We start from the raw sequence: 17,554 nt of genomic DNA, 5'->3' as shown, positions 1-17,554 counted from the left end.
GGGCGTGAGATATGGCCAGCGGGCCCCGAAGTGACGATGACAGGGCGGCGGATGCCGAACGTCTTCGCGCATTGGAAGCAAAGCTTGCCGAAAAAGCGCCCAAACCATCCGGGTCCAACCCGATGGGGAAATACGAACAGGCCAATCTTGCCTGGCGCATGGTGATCGAATTCGTGACCGGCCTGGGGCTTGGTTTCGCAGTCGGTTACGGAGTGGATTATCTGCTTGGCACCACGCCATTCATGATGATCCTGTTTATATTCTTCGGCCTTGCGGCTGGCGTCAAATCCATGATGCGTACCGCAGCCGAGCTTGACCGAAAATCCGGCGATCAGCCGGGCAGTGACGAGAGGGATTGATCGTGGCGACGGAAGCGACTGGCGGCGGCCTTGAATTCCATCCGATGGACCAGTTCATCGTCAAGCCCCTGTTCGGAGCTGGCGATGTCCACTGGTACACCCCGACGAACGTAACACTGTGGCTGGCGCTGACCGCCCTTGCGGCAATTGCCGTTCTGGTGCTGGGCACGCGTGGCCGCGCCATCGTTCCGAACCGTGCCCAGTCGATGGCCGAAATGGCCTATGGTCTGGTCCATAAGATGATCGAAGACATCTCGGGGAAAGACGGCCTGCGTTATTTCCCCTATGTCATGACGCTGTTCATGTTCGTTGTTTTCGCCAACCTGCTGGGCCTGTTGCCGCTGGCCTTCACGGTCACCTCGCATATCGCTGTGACCGGCGTTCTGGCGATGGCAGTGTTTCTTGGTGTGACCGCCATCGGTTTCATCAAGAACGGTTCGAAATTCCTTGATCTGTTCTGGGTCCGCTCGGCACCGCTTGCTGTGCGTCCGATCCTGGCTGTGATCGAGGTGATCAGCTACTTCGTGCGTCCGCTGTCGCTGTCCATTCGTTTGGCCGGTAACATGATCGCAGGCCACGCGGTTATCAAAGTTTTTGCGGGTTTTGCAGCGATTGCCGCTGTTGCCCCCGTCGCAATTCTCGCGGTTGTCGGGATGTATGCCTTCGAGGTGCTTGTCGCCTTCGTTCAGGCCTATGTCTTTACCATCCTGACCTGCGTTTACCTCAAGGATGCGCTGCACCCGTCGCACTGATGCGGCGGACAGCGTCCCCGGGTGGCTTCACGGATGAAGCCACTGCCACAAGTTCTAGCTAAACTTCCAACCGCAAGGAGAAATACCATGGAAGGCAATATCGGAGATCTGGGCCAGTACATCGGCGTCGGCCTGACCGCGTTCGGCATGGGCTTCGCTGCTCTGGGTGTGGGCAACGTTGCCGGCAACTTCCTGGCTGGCGCCCTGCGTAACCCGTCGGCTGCTGCCGGCCAGACCGCTACGCTGTTCATCGGCATGGCATTCGCCGAAGCACTGGGGATCTTCTCGTTCCTCGTCGCGCTTCTGCTGATGTTCGCGGTCTAATCCATCGCCATCCTTGCGGCGGGGTGGGGGCAAACCCCCACCCCTTCGTGATATTCAAGGCCATGGGGTAGGATATGATCAGCCTGTTGCAAGAGGCCGCCCACACCGCGGTCGAAACCACTGAGGGCGCGATCGTCACTGACGAAGCAGCGACCCACGGCGCCGATGCCGCGACCCACGGGGTCGATGCAGCGGGCCATGCCGCCGAAGCCGCGGGCCTTCCGCAGCTGGATATCGCCACATTCGGCAACCAGATCTTCTGGTTGGTCGTCACGCTGGTGGTTCTTTATCTGGTGCTGTCGCGCGTCGCTTTGCCGCGTATCGCATCGGTCCTTTCGGATCGTCAGGGTGCCGTCACCGGCGATCTGATGGCCGCAGAAGAATTCAAGCAGAAAGCCCGCGAGGCCGAAGCTGCCTATGACAAGGCATTGGCCGATGCGCGCGGTGAAGCCCAGGCCATCGTCGCGCAGAACCGCGCCGAAATCCAGGCCGAGCTTGACGCCGCAATCGCCAAGGCCGACGCCGAGATTTCGGCACGCACCGCTGAATCCGAAGTTCGCATCCGCGAAGTTCGTGCGACGGCGGATGTCGATGCGCGTGAAGTCGCGCTGGATGTCACCGCAGAACTGGTGCGTAACTTTGGCGGTAACGTCGATGGTGCCGTTATCGGAACCGCAGTTGACGACCGCATGAAAGGGGCCGTGCAATGAACCGTTTGTTCGCAATCGCCGCTGCTGCCGCAGTGACGGCGGGGCCTGCTGCTGCTGCCACCGGACCGTTCTTTTCGCTGCGTAACACGAACTTCATCGTCCTGATCTCGTTCCTCGTGTTCATCGGCGTGCTGTTCTATTTCAACGTTCCCAAAATGCTGGGCGGGTTGCTGGACAAGCGTGCGGACGGTATCCGCAACGATCTGGACGAGGCACGTCGCCTGCGTGAAGAAGCGCAAGAGATCTATGCCAGCTATGAGCGTCGCCAGCGTGAAGTAAAAACGCAGGCTGACCAGATCGTGGCAAACGCCAAGCGTGAAGCCGAAGCACAGGCAGCCAAGGCACAGGCCGATCTTGCCACCTCGATAGAGCGTCGCCTTCAGGCCGCGCAGGACCAGATCACCAGCGCAGAGGACGATGCGGTTCGCGCCGTTCGTGACCGCGCTGTCCAGACCGCAGTCGCTGCCGCCGCAAGCATTCTGGCCCAACAGGTCAGCGCCGGTCAGCGTTCCGCCGGTATCGACGAAGCGATCACTGATGTGGCGCAGCGCCTGAACTAAGCTGCGATGTCAGACCATGATAAAAACCCCCGATGCCATCGCATCGGGGGTTTTTCTTTATAGGGATTATTCGCGATTTTGCAGGCGCAATTTGGCCAGAATGTCCTGACCCTCAATCCGGCGCTGGTCAGCAAGGGCGATCGCCACGCAATCCAGATGAACCTCCAGCGCGGAACGTGCCGCAGGGCCATCACGCTTCTGAAGTGCGGTGTTGATGGCGATATGCTGGTCCAGCAACTGGTCGCGCAGCTTTGGTGTTTCGAACACTTTGGCGCGGTTGAACAGCATGCCCTGACGCAGCAGATCCTGCATGGCGCGCATCATATGCAGGGCAATGATATTATGACTGGCCTCGACGATGGCCATATGGAAATCTGCGTCCAGACTTGCATCGGTATCGGGGTCGCTGCCGTCATGGGCGTGGCGCATGTCGGCAATGATCCGGTCCAGAACCGCCAGATCGGTTTCGCCCGCAGCGGTGGCAGCACGTTCGGCGGCCAGCCCCTCAAGATCCTTGCGAAATGTCAGGTAATCGACCGCAGCCTGCGGATGACGACCGATCAGGCGGACCAATGCGGGTGAAAACGCACCACCCATCACCTCGGCCACGAAGACGCCTGCGCCGGGGCGGGTTACCAGCAAACCGTCATCCTGCATTGCCGACAACGCCTCGCGCAGCGAAGGGCGTGATACGCCCATACGTTCGGCCAGATCGCGTTCACCGGGAAGGCGTTCACCCGGTCGCAGAATACCTTGCAGGATCAGTGTTTCCAGCTGTCTGATGACAGCACCGGAGATTTTGGCGGCATCGATTTTGGTGAAGGGCATATCGGTCGCTTTGCAAGGGCAGGGCAGGAAAGCCTAATGACCATCATATCGAATGCAAAGGGGCCGGATGCGTGATCCGGCCCCGTACAAGAATATGGTAACTGCTTACTGGGTCGGACGGATCAGAATTTCCACCCGACGGTTCTGGGCGCGACCCGATACCGTGTCGTTCGAGGCGACGGGCTGGGTCAGACCGCGACCGACTGCGACCAGACGGCTTTGCGATACACCGGCGGCCGACAGAATGCCCGAAACGGATTGTGCGCGGCGTTGGGACAGATCAAGGTTATATGCGGCGCTGCCGGTGTTGTCGGTATGGCCGATCACCTCGACGCGGCTGTTGGGATATTCGTTCAGGTTGCGCGCGACAGCATAAAGATCGGTCTGTGCAGGGCCGGACACGGCGGCGGAATCAGTGCCGAACAGGATGCCTTCGGGCAGGACGACCTGAAGGTAATCACCGTGATTGACGATCTGAACATTCGGGTTCGAAATCGAGGATTTCAGCGCAGCTGCCTGACGGTCAAGGATATTTCCTGCAACCGCGCCCGCTGCCGCACCCAGAATTGCGCCACGTGCGGCGTCGCGACCTTGATTGTTGCTGTCGCTGTCGCGGGTGGCACCGTAAAGTGCCCCGACCGCGGCACCTGCCAAAGCGCCCTGTGTGGTGCGGGTGTTGTCGCCCGAGGTTGTGCTTAAGGTGCCGGTGTCGGCGCAGGCGCCCAGGATCATCAGACCGGAGGCTGCAAGAATGGACGTCGTGCGGAGTTTCATCGGGCTCCCTTTCCTTTATCTGGGCGGTGGTTGCGAATGCTCCGCTGCCGCGCCAATCTTCGATAGCGTTCCCGATTCCGGGATACGCGTGTAACGCGTGGCAGGCTGTCGCAGTTCCGCGCCGAAATAAAGTCAATGTTGCGTTGATGCAGCTGGAATCCCCTCACAAATTTGCCAGAGGTTGTTGATCATGGCTGCCGCTTGCAATAATCGCGGCATCCCGTCAAAAGCAGTTCCTATGGCCAGTTCCAAAAAGCTTCCGCCCGCATTGCCCTTTGCCGATCAGGTCGCGATTTTTTCGCGGCTGCAAGCGGCCGAACCCGAACCGCAGACCGAACTGTTGTATGTGAACCCCTTTACGCTTGTCGTGGCTGTTGCCCTGTCGGCGCAGGCGACGGACGTCGGGGTGAACAAGGCGACGCGCGGTCTGTTTGCGATGGCCGATACGCCGGAAAAGATGCTGGCCTTGGGGCTGGAAGGCGTGACCGAGCATATCAAGACCATCGGGCTGTTCCGCCAGAAGGCCAAGAACGTGATCGCCCTGTCACAGATTCTGGTCGACCAATATGACAGTCAGGTGCCCGACAGCCGCGTCGCTTTGATGAGCCTGCCGGGGGTGGGTCGAAAGACCGCCAATGTGGTGCTGTCTTGCGCCTTCGGACATCCCGCACAGGCGGTCGATACCCATATCTTCCGCGTCGGGAACCGCACCCGCCTTGCCCCCGGCCGCGATGTCGATGAGGTCGAGCGCGCGATCGAGGATCATGTTCCCGCCCGTTTTCAGGTCCATGCACATCACTGGTTGATCCTGCATGGACGCTATATCTGTCAGGCCCGACGGCCCCGCTGTGCGGTGTGTACCATCCGCGACCTGTGCCCCTATGAGGAGAAGACCCAATGACCACCCCCTATGTGATCGGGATCGGCAATGCCATCATGGATGTGATTGCCCCCGTGGCGGAATCACGTCTGGCCGAACTTGATGTCCAGAAGGGCATTATGCAGCTGGTCGATCTGGATCGCTCGAACGAACTGATGGCCGCCGAAGGCCATCTGGGCAGCAACCAGCGCGCGCGCCTGATCCCCGGGGGATCGGTCGCCAACAGTCTGGCGGGGATCGGCAAGCTGGGTCTGAAGACCGCCTTTATCGGGCGCGTGGCCGATGATGCCTTGGGGCTGTCCTATGCCGAGCAGACCGAAAATGCCGGCACGGTATTTGTGAATCCGCCAGTGGGGGGTGATCAGCTGCCGACATCACGCAGCATGATCATGGTCACACCGGATGGCGAACGCTCGATGAACACCTATCTTGGGATCTCGGCCGAATTGGGACCTGACGACGTGAACCCGTCGATTTTTCAGGGCGCAGGCTGGTTGTTCCTTGAGGGGTATCTGTTCGACAAGCCCAAAGGAAAGGATGCCTTCCTGAAAGCCGCGAAGGCGTGTCATGACGCGGGCGGGCAGGCGGGGATTGCCCTGTCGGACCCCTTCTGCGTCGATCGCCACCGCGAGGATTTCCGCAAGCTTGTCGCAGGCCCGATGGATTACGTGATCGGGAATGTGCACGAATGGACCGCGCTTTATCAGGTCGAGGACCTGGATGAGGCATTGCGTCTTGCTGCGATTGATTGCGGCACGGTGATCTGCACCTGTTCGGGCGAGGATGCGATCCTGATCCGCAACGGCGAACGTGTGACGGCACCGGTGCACCGGATCGTGCCGGTCGACGCGACGGGGGCGGGGGACCAGTTTGCAGCCGGTCTGATCTATGGTCTGGCGACGGGGCGGCCTTTGGCAGTTGCGGGTCGTATGGGCTGTATCGCGGCAGCCGAGGTGATTGCCCATGTCGGCGCACGTCCCGAGGGTGATATTCTGGCGCAGTTCCGTGCCGAAGGGCTGGTCTGAGGTTTGCGTCCCGCGACGGGCGGGGGGCCAGCCCCCCGCACCCCCGTTGGCGCTGATGGTTGAAAGCGCGGCCTGCCATAGGCGGTTCGCGGCTTCGTGACGTTGCGCGAAAAGCATGGCGCGTGTATCACATCCGAAATTTGCGAAGAACTGAAGGAAATGCCGATGCGCAGGGTTGTTGTCACCGGATTGGGAATGGTCACGCCGCTCGCCTCGGGCGTCGAGGCGACATGGGAGCGGTTGTTGGCCGGTAAATCGGGCGCCGGTCCGATCACGCGCTTTGATGCCAAGGACGTCGTCACCAAATATGCTTGTGAAATTCCTTACGGCGATGGCACGGACGGCACCTTCAATCCCGATGACTGGATGGCACCGAAAGACCGCCGCAAGGTTGATGATTTCATTCTGTACGGTGTGGCCGCGGCCCATCAGGCGGTGACTGACGCCAACTGGATGCCCGAGGATGAAGAAGAGCGTCTGCGTACCGGTGTCATGCTGGGATCGGGGATCGGGGGTCTGACCTCGATCGCGGATACGGCTGTGCTGATCAAGGAACGGGGTCCCAAGCGCGTATCGCCGTTCTTTATTCCCAGTGCGCTGATCAACCTGATTTCGGGTCATGTCTCGATCCGTTACGGGTTCAAGGGGCCGAACCATTCGGTGGTGACGGCCTGTTCGACGGGATCGCACGCCATTGGTGACGCCGCGCGGATGATCATGCTGGGCGATGCGGATGTGATGATCGCGGGTGGGGCGGAAAGCCCGATCAGCGAAATCGGCATTGCGGGTTTCAACGCCTGCAAGGCGCTGTCGACCAAGCGCGGTGATGATCCTGAAAACGCCAGCCGTCCCTATGACACCGACCGCGACGGTTTTGTCATGGGCGAAGGCGCGGGCGTTGTCGTGCTGGAAGAATACGAACACGCCAAGGCGCGCGGCGCCAAAATCTATGCCGAGGTGCTGGGTTACGGCATGTCGGGCGATGCCTATCACATCACCGCCCCTTCGGAGGATGGCGATGGTGGTTTCCGCGCCATGCAAGCCGCGCTGCAGTCGGCAAAAGTCGACGCCGACCAGATCGATTACATCAACGCGCATGGCACCAGCACGATGGCCGATACCATCGAACTGGGTGCGGTCGAACGTTTGCTGGGCGATCACGCCTCGAATGCAGTGATGTCATCGACGAAATCCAGCATTGGCCACCTGCTGGGTGCGGCTGGCGCGGTCGAGGCGATCTTCTGTGTGCTTGCGATCCGTGACCAGATCTGTCCGCCGACCATCAATCTGGACAATCCGGCGGTCGAGGCGAAACTGGATCTGGCGGCGAATGCTGCCGTGCGTCGCAAGGTCGATGTCGTGCTGTCCAACAGCTTCGGCTTTGGCGGCACGAATGCCAGCCTTGTGCTGGGGAAGGTTGCTGAATGATCTGGCGCAACATCGCCTCGAATTTCCTGACGCTGGCGATTGTGCTGCTGGTGGCTTCGGCTGCCGCGGTCGCTTGGGCCAAGCGTGAATTCAGCGGTCCGGGTCCCAGTCAGGTCGCGCAATGCGTCCAGATTGCACCGGGTGCCAGCCTGAATGCGGTCAGCAACCGGCTGTCCGAACAGGGTGCCATCTCGAACGCCTATATCTTTCGGGCAGGTGCCGATTACCTTGGCAAATCGCGCGATCTGAAATTCGGCAGCTTTTTGATGCAGCCGGGTGCCAGCATGGAAGACATCGTGGGCACAGTTACGGCGGGCGGTCCTTCGACCTGCGGAACCGAGGTGTTGTTCCGCGTCGGCGTGCGCGAAAACACCGTGCTGCTGCGCGATATGAACCCGACCACCGGTGTTTATGAGGAAATGGTCCGCTATGTCCCCGGCGCCGAGGATCGCCCCCAGCCCATCGCGGATGCCGAAGAACAGGCCGATGTGCGTCTGTCGCTGGTCATGGCCGAAGGTGTCACCAGCTGGCAGGTCGTCGAGGCGTTGAAATCGGCCAGCTTCCTGACCGGTGATATCGACAGTATTCCCGCCGAGGGCAGCTTGGCCCCCGACAGCTATCTGATGAAAAAAGGTGCCGACCGGAATGCCATTCTGGCCGATATGGCCAAACGTCAGGCCGATATTCTGGCCGCCGAATGGGAAGCGCGGCCTTTCGGTCTGCCCTATGACAGCCCTGAAGAGGCCTTGATCATGGCCTCGATCGTGGAAAAGGAAACCGGTGTGGCGGGCGAACGTCCACAGGTGGCCAGTGTCTTTGTGAACCGCTTGCGTCAAAGTATGCGGCTGCAGACGGACCCGACGGTGATTTACGGCGTCACGAACGGGCAGGGCATTCTGGATCGCGGCTTGCGGCGGTCGGAACTGAACGCCGATACGCCCTATAACACCTATCGGATCGACGGCCTTCCGCCCACCCCGATTGCCAATCCGGGTCGTGCGGCCATCAATGCGGCGCTGAACCCCGATGAAACCGACTATCTGTTCTTTGTCGCCGATGGCTCGGGCGGGCACCAGTTTTCGCGCACGCTGGAAGAACATAACGCCGCTGTCGCCCGCTGGCGCGAAGTGGAACGTCAGCGTGGTTTGCCCACGGACAGTCCGGTGCAGTCAGACAACTGATTCCATCGACATTTGACAGAATCGGCCTCCGGACGCAGTCTTGTGTTCGGGGGCCTTTTTCGTCCCACTGAAGGAGGATTCTGTATGAAGCTGTCCGATATGTTTTCCAGCCTTGCCGAAAATGCCCGCGCATTCGAAGAACGCTCGGCCACATGGCAATCCGAACTGACCGCCCGCAACGAAGAGATGATGTCCGGTGTCAGGAAATGGCAGGAAACTGCCGCCGAACGTCAGGACCACATGCAAAAGCAGATGAAGGAATATTTCGATCAGGCCGGTGATCAGGCCCGCACCCAATGGGAAACCATGCAGAAAACATGGGAAGACCAATTCGCTGCCATGAAGGCACGGGGTGAGGAAATGCGCGAATCCGCCAGCAAGATGAAGGGTGGCGATTTCGCGTCATGGTCGGAAGCCTATGCCGCGCAGATGGTCAGCTTTGCCCAGAAAATGCAGGACGAGGCGACGAATGCCATCGCCAGCGCGACCGAGGCCCGCGCCAAGACGACGAAGAAAAAGACTTGATATAATGCGCGGAGGGCCTGTAAGCCGGATTTTGTCCACCGCTTGCGCGGCTGGATGACCATTCCTCTGGTCCGGTCGTTGCCGACCGGATCTAGCTGCCTACCCGGATCTGCTGGGGCAAGGTGGCCCTGCGACTTGCGCCGCGCGCGATCCCTATTCGGCATTGCTCCTGGTGGGGCTTGCCATGCGGGCGCTGTTACCAGCCCCCCGGTGAGCTCTTACCTCACCGTTTCACCCTTACCTGTGCGGACACAGGCGGTCTGTTCTCTGTGGCGCTATCCCTAGGGTTACCCCCGCCGGGCGTTACCCGGCACCATTACCTTATGGAGTCCGGACTTTCCTCGACAGGTTGCCCTGCCGCGGTCATCCAGCCCTCCGCGCGCGGTCGGTATGGCGGGGATATATTACGGCGTCAATGGCGGATTAGACTGGCAGCAGGCTGGACGCGATGCGACGGTCTTCTTCGTTTTCGGGACCATGCGCCCAAGGCCGGAATCGCAGCCGGAATGCCGCCAGCCGTTTGGCGGGTTCGACATCAGGATAACCGATGCGCGTCAAACATTCATGCAGGGGCAGGTCGGGACCACGGCGGCCTGTTGGCCATATCGCCAGACCCTGACGCGCCAGACGTTCCCAATCAAAACGCGGGCCCGGATCGACCTTGCGGCCTGGTGACATATCGGAATGGCCGATGACACCTTCGGGATTGATCTGCCAGCGGCTCATGACGCGGCCAAGCAGGTTTTCCAGCGTATCCATCTGTTTGGCAGCAAAGGGCTGGTTGCCGGGGTTGGCAATCTCGATCCCGATGCTGCGGGAATTGACATCAGGCTGGCCCTGCCAGCTGCCGTCACCGGCATGCCATGCACGGCGGTCTTCGGCGACCAGCATATCGGCAAAGCCGTTTTCATGGATCAGCCAATGGGCGCTAACCTCGGCCACTGGATCGGACAGACGGGCGCGGGCCGAAGCCGCATCCGCCATGCCGGTGTAATGCAGGACGATCAGCCTTGGCCTTTGGCCGCGGCGGTCGCCGTGGTTCGGGCTGGGACCATCCATCGGATCAGGGCGTCATATTCGACGACACGATGGGCATCGGCGCATCCGGATCCTTGACGACCGCATTATCCACGATTGTCAGGCCCTTTGTCGCAGGGATCGGCACCGGATCCTGACCGGCAATTTTTTCGGGCGAGGGGCTGTAGAAGGGGCGCGCGACAGGGATCACGCGCGACGGTTCGTCGCCCGTGACCAAAGCCGCTTCCCGTGCTGTGCGGTAATCGCCGTACGGATTGTCCTCGAACAGATAGTTCGGGTTAAATCCTTGGTGTTCGCCGCAACCGGCCAGTGCCAATGCAGATAAGATCAACCAGCCGCGCATCTTGCCTCCGACATTATGTTCAGGACTAAGGTTACCACCAGCGATCCGGCTTGGCCACAAATCCTGCAGCCTGTTCCAGAACCAATGCCTGATTCAGCAGCTCGGCCTCGCCAAAGGGACGACCGAACATTTGCAGACCAAGGGGCAGGCCCTTGCTGTCACGCCCGACCGGAACCGAAATACCGGGCAGACCGGCAAGGTTCAGCGTCACCGTGAAGACATCGTTCAGGTACATCTGCACCGGATCACCCTTATCGACCGATCCCAATGGGAAGGCCGAGGACGGCGTGGCGGGCGCCAGAATCGCGTCGATGCCATCGGCGAAGACGTTGTCGAAGTCGCGCTTGATCAACGCGCGGACCTTACGGGCGCGGTTGTAATAGGCGTCATAGAAGCCCGCCGACAGCACATAGGTGCCAATCATGATGCGGCGCTGAACCTCGGGGCCGAAACCCTCGGCGCGCGATTTGGAATAGAGATCGTCGATCCCGTCACCCGCACCCAGTTTCGCGCGATGTCCGTAACGCACACCGTCATAGCGCGCCAGATTAGACGACGCTTCGGCGGGGGCGATGACGTAATACGCGGGCAGGGCGTATTTCGTATGCGGCAGGCTGATATCGACGATTTCCGCGCCTGCATCGCGCAGCATTTCCGCGCCCTGTTTCCACAGCGCGTCGATTTCAGCTGGCATGCCCTCCATCCGGTATTCGCGGGGAATACCGATGCGCTTGCCACGAATGTCGCCGGTCAGGGCTGCCTCGAAATCGGGCACCGGAATATCGGCACTGGTCGAATCCTGCGGATCGGTCGAGGCCATCGCACCCAGCATGATCGCAGCATCGCGGACCGATTTCGTCATCGGACCCGCCTGATCAAGGCTGGAGGCATAGGCGATCACGCCCCAGCGGCTGACGCGGCCATAGGTCGGCTTCAGACCCACCGTGCCAGTAAATGCCGCAGGCTGGCGGATCGATCCGCCGGTATCGGTGCCGGTCGCGGCCAGACACAGATCCGCCGCCACAGCCGCCGCCGATCCGCCAGACGAACCGCCCGGCGTCAGCTGTGTGCCATCCGCCAGACGCCAAGGGTTCACCGCCGCGCCATAGCTGCTGGATTCATTGGTCGAACCCATCGCGAATTCGTCCTGATTCAGCTTGCCCAGCATCACCGCGCCTGCGTTCCACAGGTTCTGGGTGACGGTGGATTCATATTCGGGAACAAAGCCCTTCAGAATATTACTGGCCGCCTGACCGGGAACACCTTTGACGCAGAAGACGTCCTTGATGCCCAAGGGAATGCCGGTCATCGCCGTCGCGTCGCCCGCCTTCAGGCGCGCATCGGCGGCGCGAGCCATGTCGCGTGCCATGTCAGGGGTCTGGTGCACGAATGCATTCAGCGCGCCCGATCCTTCGATGGCGGTCAGACAGGCATCGGTCAGTTCGACCGAGGTGACATCGCCTTTGGCCAGCGCGTCGCGGGCCTCGGCAATGGTGAATTTGTTCAGATCGGTCATTCCACCACCTTCGGGACGGCAAAGAAGCCTTCGCGCGCGTCGGGCGCGTTCGACAGGATACGTTCGGGCATGCCGCCCGTGGTCACCACATCCTCGCGCCGCTTCAGGCGCATGGGGGTCACACCGGTCATCGGTTCGATGCCTTCGACATCAACCTCGTTCAGCTGTTCCATGAAATGCAGGATGCCACTCAGCTCGCGCGCCAGCGCCGGTAGTTGAGCGTCATCGACCGCGATGCGCGCCAGATGGGCGACCTTGCGGGCCTCGTCCTCGGTGATCGACATGACGTCTCCTTTCGTTGGGCGCGGGTCTACAACCCCGCGCGAAAGGCCGCAAGCTGCACAGTATCTATTGGCGGGCGAATAGGATCAGCATTGTCATCCGATTCCCATGTGATTCTGATTTGGTGTGGGGGTGCAGGCGCGGAACGTCGCCGCACCGGATTTTCTTAGTTCTTATTTTTGCAGCATTTATTGGGGTTTTTCACAAAAATGAAGTTTTTTCGTGAAAGGGTGTTTTTTCTGCTTGCGCCTCTCGGGCGCTTTGCCTAAACACCGCTTCAACGCAGCCAAGCACTACTGGCAGCGGACAGAGCAGCCAGACACCAAGCACTGGCAGCGACAAAGAGTGGCCCGTTCGTCTATCGGTTAGGACGCTAGGTTTTCAACCTAGAAAGAGGGGTTCGATTCCCCTACGGGCTGCCACTTCTCAAAAATAAAACTGAAAAAACAAAAACTTGCAGGCAAGTTTACAGTAACCCGCTTAACGGTTTACAGCTTTCACTGTTTGTTCACGTCCACGAACTGCCGCACGGCGGTTCGCTTCGCGTGTGTAATGCTCGACCTCTTCCAGCGTTATGTGTCCGGTCCAGGCGGCGATCTGGTGGACGGTTGCTCCGGCCTCGGCCAAGATTTTTGCGCGTGCCTTTCGCAAACCATGTGCCGACTTGTCGACATTCGCTTCACGCGCCGCGTCCGAGACCAGATGACCCAAAGCCTTCGATGATCTGCTGCGTCCTTGCGCTGTGGCAAGGAAGGTCAGGTGCAGATCCAGACGTGCCTCCAGCGCCATGTGCAGCATCTTGCGATCCTTCAGCATCCCCAACGCATAGTCGGGCGGCTGGCACGTCCACGGCACGAACGCCGGTTCCCCTGTCTTCTTTTGTGTGAATTGCAGTACCCCGTCGCGGCCCACCATGCCGGGGCCGATCTTCACGGCATCGCTGATCCGGGCGCCGGTCCAGTAGATCAATTCGAATGTCAGTCGTTGCACCGTGCCGATCGACCATCGTGCACGATATCGTTCAAGATCCACATCCGTCCATGCCGGATGGCCGATTGTTCGCGGGATAGCCTTACGTCTGGCTGCAAGCGAGGGGTCCGTCGTTAGCAGTCGCTTTGTCTTGCCATAGCTGCAAACCGCACGCCACGTCTTGAGCCTGTCCGCTGCCGCATTGGGGGCCAGCGGCTCGAGGTCGTCGGCGATGTCTTCTGTCGTCAGGTGGGATGCCAAAGCATCTTCGGCCTGTTCCTTGATGGCCTCCGCGTGCCGTCTGATCGTTCGCCGGTATGATTCTGAATGACCAAGATAGTCACGACTTGCCAGATATCCCTCGATGATCTGTGCGATTGTACCAGGCTTGGCCTTCGATCTGACCTCGAGCACTGTAAGAGCAGCCGCATAGGCCGCAAGGAATGCCGGACTTTCTAGGGGCAGGTCCGGCAAGCGCTGCCGCTTTGCGCCCGGCGCACGAAGATAGTGATAAACCTTTCCACCCTTATGAATGGTTTGCAGGTGTTTAAGCGTCACGATGCCCGCCGCCCGAATTTGCCCCGGCATGTATTCATCCCTGATTGTTCGTGTTGGCCTTCCACCGTCAGTGAATCGGCGTATTCGTCAAGCGTATGCCGGTCGTAGAGGCGCTTGCCGCCAAGGATGCGGCGGGGCAGATCTAGTGTGCGCAAGGTGCTTTCGCTGACGCCAAGATATGCAGCAGCCACTGGCGTCGCCAACAAGCGAGGCGCGAATGTAATGTCATGTCTGGCCATTATGCCCGCCAATCAAAAAGCGCGGCCATCCGCGCCACGTAGGCGGCAACTTCGGCGTCGCCCTGAATGGTCATATAGCCAATATGCACAACGGTCATTTCAGTACCCCTTTTACCTTGCGGGACTGATCGATGACGTGCTGGTGCAATATAAGGTTTTTGGTCAGCAGCTTGCCCAGAAGGGAAGGTGAAACCGGCAAATTTCCAAGGATGGTCATGTTCGGAGCCCGTTCTTGTTTGGACAACTTATGAACCGGCAGCGCGTGCCGACGGCAGGTCGACAACCGCTACCAGTTCAAAGCGGGACGCAGGGCAGTCCCGCCCCACGCAATCGCTGCTGCAGTTAGTGTTGGCGCGGTTAAATAAAATGAAACCACCAGCGCTGCCTGCGCGGCGCGAAGTATTAAAGTTGGGATGATGTGCATGACGTCACTCCTTCGACACCATATGTCCGCAAATTGCAGACGATAGTCAACTGTAAAATGCAGACAAGAATCCGTTATGCAGACAATGGATATATACGTTCAAGCGAATCACCTACTGTAGCCGGGTGTTTAAATGAAAAGCCCGACACACCCGGCAATTTCCTCAGGGTTGCGGATTGAATGAACGTTCGCGTAATGTTCTATTCTTTGAGCATTGGGTAGGGTGGCTCGTGGAAGCTGACAAATTTGCGCTGAGGGCAATGAAGCTTAGTCCGGAGAGCCGTCTGCTGCTTTTGCAATTTGCAGATTTGCTTTCTCAGCTGCCTCAAGCTCCTCCAGAAGCTCGCGCATCATTCGCTGACGACGCGGCGAAAGCTTGGCGTAGCGTGCGCCAAGATGTAGGTCGTCCTCGGTAACTGACTGTTCGATCGGACCGGCCAGAGCCATGACGCTTTCCCGCGCTATTCCACGAAGGGATAGAACATGTGCCAGCTGGTCTGCGAAATCAGCTGGCAGGTATGGCTTTTTGAACCGAGTTTCATAATGCTCATATTTGCCCTTTTCCATTCCAACTTCGAACGCAATTTCTCGGATGGACATTTTTGCGGCTTGCCGCAGGGCCTTAAGTTTTTGAGCTGATTCACTAATTTGCATAGCCCCTAGCTTGCACGGGCTTTGTCTGCATGTCTGTCTGCAAATTGCGGTTGACGTTTGTCTGCAAAATGCAGATGTATGTCTGCATGTCATATGTAACACATATCGTCGAGATTTTTGGTGGAGTACGCCCGATGGCCCGCGCTATCGGGCGTGCGACCTCTACGGTCCAAAGCTGGAAAGATCGCCAGTCGATCCCGGACGAGCATAAGCCCCATGTGCTGCAAGTTGCCCTTGCGCATGGCTATTGCGTGACTCCGTCGGACTTCTTTCCCTCCCTTCAAACCTCCGAGGACGCCGCATGACCCATCATGCCGCGTCCTCATTTCATTGCTCGCAAGGTCACTCTTCACCTGACCAGTATGGAGCGCTGCCCGTGAAAAATCCTGCATATTCGAAAGACCCCTGCGCAAACCGGCGTTGGTTCCGTGATTTGCTGTGGCGGGCCTTTCCCGCCCAGTCCGAACGGGAACTGGCCGAAAAAGCATCTGCGGTGCTGGATGTCAGTCACCGGCAGGTGATCAACTGGCTGCGTGAGGAACATGACCCCAAGTTGCGCTATATCATGGCCGTCCTTGCATTGGCCGGCGCCGAAATCGTCTTCCGCCGGATCGAGGGATAATCATGAATCGGCTTTTGAACCACGTTATGGGGCGGTTTTGCGAGGCGCGCGCGGGGCGTGCGCTTCGCCGCTATCATCGTTTGAAATCCTTATCGGAAAAATTCTTCCGGCGGATCCCGCGCATTGATCGCGACGGCACGGAGGTCAAGAAATGACCGCCAAACGTCCCCTTCAAGCTGGTGCTGTGCGCCGCATGCTGGCCACGCGCAGTGTAGAGCAGGTTGCCGATGATCTGCGTGTCGATCCGGCCGAAATCGAAGCTATGGCAAGCGGTGGAAAGGGGGTGGTTTTGCGCTGCAATGACACAGGTCGCGAATGGCGTTTGTCGGGGTGGCGTGGTGCCTATCGTCGTGTTTGCCTGCTGGGGCTGACCGATTGGGACTGGCGGCTCGACCGGCGGGGGCAGCGTGATGGCCTTGGATCAACCTATGCCACCTTGCCCCGCGTACGCCGAGCCGGACGTGGATGCGAGCCGCGCTTTGTGGTGCGCCGTTTTGGCGGAATGCTGGCGACAAGCTGTCCATCCCGGTCAAAGTGATCACTGGCTGGATATCCAGAAAACCCGCGCATGGTTCGGGTCACGTGATTTCCACTTGGTGTGCCAGTTTATCGGCGCGGACGGGGATGACGTATTGACCGCGTATAAGAACGCGATCGACGTCGGATCGACAAAACGCCCGATGCGGAAAAGGGTTTGATCATGGCACAGATCCAACTGGCAGCAATTGATGATCTGGACGAATATCCGCTGACTGCCGACGACCGGCTGGACAGCCATTACTTTATGGCATGGGAACGGCGGCGCTGGCTCAACTGTGATATGCGCCTGAAGGGTACGTATGAATGCCGGTCGATGTATTTCGATCTGATCAATATCGCCTATGACCAGTCACCGATCGGGACATTACCAACCGATACCAGCGTTCTTGCCAAAATGCTGTTCGTTGACCGTGATCATTTCGATCAGCTTTGCCGTTTGGAATTCGGGCCGCTGCACAAATGGAGGCGGGTGCGTTGCGACACTGAAATCCGGTTGATGCATCCGATGATCCTGAAATCACTGACCGAGGCGATTTCCCGTAAGGAAGATCACCGCGCGCGCAGCGAAGCCGCAAGTGTTAGCAAACGTTTATTGCGTCTGCGGACCGCGATGGCCGGGTATCAGAAAGAGCTGGCCGAGAACGATGCCGCTGTGCGCTGGATCGATGACTGGCTGCTGAAGGAAGGCTGTGAATACCGGTCGCCGTCCTGGATCGAACGCGGGATTTCGCGCTGGTCGGATCACATGTTGGACATGACCATGTCGCGCAATCGCGCAAATCGCTGAGATCTTCCGAACTGTCCCCAGACTGTCCGAAAGACAGTTCAAGACAGTCCAAGGACACTCCCAGACTGTCTCACACCACAGAGACATAGACAAAGACAATGAAAAAGACAGCGCCAGTGTCGCGACAGTCAGGCGACGGCACCTGTGGATAAGTTAGCGGGCATGGAAAGGGGAATGCAGCAATGACAGTTGTGAATGCCGAAGCAAGATCGCGGGTCGAGATGTTGCTGATGCAG

24 protein-coding genes, 1 tRNA gene and 1 other RNA gene are annotated in these 17,554 nt (G+C 59.4%); 15 read left to right on the top strand and 11 right to left on the bottom strand.

Annotated features, from left to right (window positions below; all coding sequences use genetic code 11):
- Positions 1 to 11: 11 nt before the first annotated feature.
- The 5 genes from DWB67_RS01275 (at position 12) to DWB67_RS01255 (ending at position 2,705) form a co-directional block, all read left to right on the top strand.
- Positions 12 to 359 (top strand): AtpZ/AtpI family protein, encoded by a 348-nt coding sequence (locus DWB67_RS01275; protein WP_119805681.1) that lies wholly within the window; start codon positions 12 to 14, stop codon positions 357 to 359.
- A 2-nt stretch (positions 360 to 361) separates the two neighbouring features.
- Positions 362 to 1,111 (top strand): F0F1 ATP synthase subunit A, encoded by a 750-nt coding sequence (locus DWB67_RS01270; RefSeq protein WP_255418501.1) that lies wholly within the window; start codon positions 362 to 364, stop codon positions 1,109 to 1,111.
- A gap of 87 nt (positions 1,112 to 1,198) precedes the next feature.
- A complete protein-coding gene (locus tag DWB67_RS01265) occupies positions 1,199 to 1,435 on the top strand; it encodes a F0F1 ATP synthase subunit C (protein ID WP_119805680.1) in 237 nt (78 codons plus the stop codon).
- A 74-nt stretch (positions 1,436 to 1,509) separates the two neighbouring features.
- The gene (locus DWB67_RS01260) at positions 1,510 to 2,145 is read left to right on the top strand and encodes a F0F1 ATP synthase subunit B' (protein WP_119805679.1); all 636 of its coding nucleotides are present in this window, start codon (positions 1,510 to 1,512) and stop codon (positions 2,143 to 2,145) included.
- Positions 2,142 to 2,705, top strand: a complete 564-nt coding sequence (locus DWB67_RS01255; protein WP_119805678.1) for a F0F1 ATP synthase subunit B — start codon at positions 2,142 to 2,144, stop codon at positions 2,703 to 2,705. The genes DWB67_RS01260 and DWB67_RS01255 overlap by 4 nt, the downstream gene beginning before the upstream one ends.
- Before the next feature lie 66 nt (positions 2,706 to 2,771).
- On the opposite strand, the gene DWB67_RS01250 is transcribed toward DWB67_RS01255, so the two are convergent.
- Positions 2,772 to 3,533 carry a FadR/GntR family transcriptional regulator gene (locus tag DWB67_RS01250; RefSeq protein ID WP_119805677.1) on the bottom strand — a complete coding sequence of 254 codons (762 nt, stop codon included), beginning with the start codon at positions 3,531 to 3,533 and terminating at the stop codon, positions 2,772 to 2,774.
- 105 nt (positions 3,534 to 3,638) lie between these two features.
- On the bottom strand, positions 3,639 to 4,307 hold the full coding sequence (locus tag DWB67_RS01245) for an OmpA family protein (protein ID WP_119805676.1): 669 nt from the start codon (positions 4,305 to 4,307) through the stop codon (positions 3,639 to 3,641).
- A 238-nt stretch (positions 4,308 to 4,545) separates the two neighbouring features.
- Here DWB67_RS01245 and nth point away from each other — a divergent pair, with 238 nt between their 5' ends.
- The 5 genes from nth to DWB67_RS01220 all read left to right on the top strand — a co-directional run bounded on the left by nth (position 4,546) and on the right by DWB67_RS01220 (position 9,346).
- Complete coding sequence (gene nth, locus DWB67_RS01240) at positions 4,546 to 5,208, top strand: endonuclease III (RefSeq protein ID WP_119805675.1); 663 nt, start codon at positions 4,546 to 4,548, stop codon at positions 5,206 to 5,208.
- Positions 5,205 to 6,212 (top strand): adenosine kinase, encoded by a 1,008-nt coding sequence (locus tag DWB67_RS01235; protein WP_119805674.1) that lies wholly within the window; start codon positions 5,205 to 5,207, stop codon positions 6,210 to 6,212. Before nth ends, DWB67_RS01235 begins: the two co-directional genes overlap by 4 nt.
- A gap of 165 nt (positions 6,213 to 6,377) precedes the next feature.
- Positions 6,378 to 7,640, top strand: coding sequence for a beta-ketoacyl-ACP synthase II (gene fabF, locus DWB67_RS01230; RefSeq protein WP_119806137.1), 1,263 nt, complete (start codon positions 6,378 to 6,380; stop codon positions 7,638 to 7,640).
- Positions 7,637 to 8,821, top strand: a complete 1,185-nt coding sequence (gene mltG / locus DWB67_RS01225; protein WP_119805673.1) for an endolytic transglycosylase MltG — start codon at positions 7,637 to 7,639, stop codon at positions 8,819 to 8,821. The genes fabF and mltG overlap by 4 nt, the downstream gene beginning before the upstream one ends.
- A gap of 84 nt (positions 8,822 to 8,905) precedes the next feature.
- The gene (locus DWB67_RS01220) at positions 8,906 to 9,346 is read left to right on the top strand and encodes a hypothetical protein (RefSeq protein ID WP_119805672.1); all 441 of its coding nucleotides are present in this window, start codon (positions 8,906 to 8,908) and stop codon (positions 9,344 to 9,346) included.
- Between the two features lie 4 nt (positions 9,347 to 9,350).
- On the opposite strand, the gene rnpB is transcribed toward DWB67_RS01220, so the two are convergent.
- The 5 genes from rnpB to gatC all read right to left on the bottom strand — a co-directional run bounded on the left by rnpB (position 9,351) and on the right by gatC (position 12,527).
- An RNA gene (rnpB, locus tag DWB67_RS01215) (RNase P RNA component class A) lies at positions 9,351 to 9,725 on the bottom strand.
- 44 nt (positions 9,726 to 9,769) lie between these two features.
- Positions 9,770 to 10,405, bottom strand: coding sequence for an N-acetylmuramoyl-L-alanine amidase (locus DWB67_RS01210; protein ID WP_119805671.1), 636 nt, complete (start codon positions 10,403 to 10,405; stop codon positions 9,770 to 9,772).
- 4 nt (positions 10,406 to 10,409) lie between these two features.
- The gene (locus DWB67_RS01205; RefSeq protein WP_119805670.1) at positions 10,410 to 10,727 is read right to left on the bottom strand and encodes a hypothetical protein; all 318 of its coding nucleotides are present in this window, start codon (positions 10,725 to 10,727) and stop codon (positions 10,410 to 10,412) included.
- A 31-nt stretch (positions 10,728 to 10,758) separates the two neighbouring features.
- On the bottom strand, positions 10,759 to 12,243 hold the full coding sequence (gatA, locus tag DWB67_RS01200) for an Asp-tRNA(Asn)/Glu-tRNA(Gln) amidotransferase subunit GatA (protein WP_119805669.1): 1,485 nt from the start codon (positions 12,241 to 12,243) through the stop codon (positions 10,759 to 10,761).
- Positions 12,240 to 12,527 carry an Asp-tRNA(Asn)/Glu-tRNA(Gln) amidotransferase subunit GatC gene (gene gatC / locus DWB67_RS01195; protein ID WP_108501302.1) on the bottom strand — a complete coding sequence of 96 codons (288 nt, stop codon included), beginning with the start codon at positions 12,525 to 12,527 and terminating at the stop codon, positions 12,240 to 12,242. The genes gatA and gatC overlap by 4 nt, the downstream gene beginning before the upstream one ends.
- 345 nt (positions 12,528 to 12,872) lie before the next feature.
- Between gatC and DWB67_RS01190 the strand changes: the two genes are divergently transcribed.
- Positions 12,873 to 12,947 (top strand) — tRNA-Glu (locus DWB67_RS01190).
- A gap of 58 nt (positions 12,948 to 13,005) precedes the next feature.
- Here the strand turns inward: DWB67_RS01190 and DWB67_RS01185 are convergent.
- The 4 genes from DWB67_RS01185 to DWB67_RS01175 all read right to left on the bottom strand — a co-directional run bounded on the left by DWB67_RS01185 (position 13,006) and on the right by DWB67_RS01175 (position 15,369).
- Positions 13,006 to 14,082, bottom strand: coding sequence for a tyrosine-type recombinase/integrase (locus DWB67_RS01185; protein ID WP_119805668.1), 1,077 nt, complete (start codon positions 14,080 to 14,082; stop codon positions 13,006 to 13,008).
- Positions 14,049 to 14,255 carry a helix-turn-helix domain-containing protein gene (locus DWB67_RS01180; RefSeq protein ID WP_255418500.1) on the bottom strand — a complete coding sequence of 69 codons (207 nt, stop codon included), beginning with the start codon at positions 14,253 to 14,255 and terminating at the stop codon, positions 14,049 to 14,051. Before DWB67_RS01180 ends, DWB67_RS01185 begins: the two co-directional genes overlap by 34 nt.
- 130 nt (positions 14,256 to 14,385) lie before the next feature.
- The gene (locus DWB67_RS18245) at positions 14,386 to 14,508 is read right to left on the bottom strand and encodes a hypothetical protein (protein ID WP_255418499.1); all 123 of its coding nucleotides are present in this window, start codon (positions 14,506 to 14,508) and stop codon (positions 14,386 to 14,388) included.
- A gap of 474 nt (positions 14,509 to 14,982) precedes the next feature.
- Positions 14,983 to 15,369, bottom strand: a complete 387-nt coding sequence (locus DWB67_RS01175; RefSeq protein WP_119805667.1) for a helix-turn-helix domain-containing protein — start codon at positions 15,367 to 15,369, stop codon at positions 14,983 to 14,985.
- A gap of 86 nt (positions 15,370 to 15,455) precedes the next feature.
- Here DWB67_RS01175 and DWB67_RS17840 point away from each other — a divergent pair, with 86 nt between their 5' ends.
- From DWB67_RS17840 to DWB67_RS01160, 4 genes are all read left to right on the top strand, one after another.
- Entirely contained in the window at positions 15,456 to 15,674 is a 219-nt protein-coding gene (locus DWB67_RS17840) for a carph-isopro domain-containing protein (RefSeq protein WP_147385902.1), read from the top strand.
- Positions 15,675 to 15,745: 71 nt separating this feature from the next.
- The gene (locus tag DWB67_RS01170) at positions 15,746 to 15,991 is read left to right on the top strand and encodes a hypothetical protein (RefSeq protein WP_119805666.1); all 246 of its coding nucleotides are present in this window, start codon (positions 15,746 to 15,748) and stop codon (positions 15,989 to 15,991) included.
- A 151-nt stretch (positions 15,992 to 16,142) separates the two neighbouring features.
- Positions 16,143 to 16,529 carry a hypothetical protein gene (locus DWB67_RS01165; protein WP_119805665.1) on the top strand — a complete coding sequence of 129 codons (387 nt, stop codon included), beginning with the start codon at positions 16,143 to 16,145 and terminating at the stop codon, positions 16,527 to 16,529.
- A gap of 162 nt (positions 16,530 to 16,691) precedes the next feature.
- The gene (locus DWB67_RS01160) at positions 16,692 to 17,318 is read left to right on the top strand and encodes a hypothetical protein (RefSeq protein WP_255418498.1); all 627 of its coding nucleotides are present in this window, start codon (positions 16,692 to 16,694) and stop codon (positions 17,316 to 17,318) included.
- Positions 17,319 to 17,554: the final 236 nt, after the last annotated feature.

The organism is Paracoccus sp. JM45 (assembly GCF_003590715.1).
Lineage (GTDB): Bacteria > Pseudomonadota > Alphaproteobacteria > Rhodobacterales > Rhodobacteraceae > Paracoccus.
This window is presented reverse-complemented; position numbering and strand designations above follow the sequence as displayed.